Annotated in this window: 1 protein-coding gene; it reads right to left on the reverse strand. The window is 61.0% G+C overall.

Annotated features, from left to right (window positions below; translation table 11 throughout):
• The coding region (locus FS767_RS21835; protein WP_144968190.1) for a transposase at positions 1-333 on the reverse strand (333 nt) is incomplete at both ends.

Raw genomic sequence — 333 nt, forward strand, 5'->3', positions numbered from 1 at the left:
GATTGGAGATCCTCCAGGCGCCGGGTCAACGCGCGAAGCGTGCGGATGGACACAGGTTCCGGGTGCCAGGCTCGCAGACTATCTTCATGCCGCTGGCCATAGGTGGCAATCAGCTTGGCGTCGAGTTTGTCCGTTTTGCTGCGCTGCAACTGGCTTTGCGCATAACGGGCGATCTGTGCTGGGTTGAGCACCGCGATTCGGTAGCCCAACGCATGGAAGTGCCCGGCGAGCGATTCGTGATAGATGCCCGTGGCTTCCATCACGATCCAAGCGCCTGGCTCGGCATGCTGTTGCAGCCAGTCAGCAAAGACCGCGAAGCCTGCCTGATCGTTG

The sequence above is a fragment of the Pseudomonas sp. DE0010 genome, assembly GCF_007680745.1.
Taxonomy (GTDB): domain Bacteria; phylum Pseudomonadota; class Gammaproteobacteria; order Pseudomonadales; family Pseudomonadaceae; genus Aquipseudomonas; species Aquipseudomonas parafulva_B.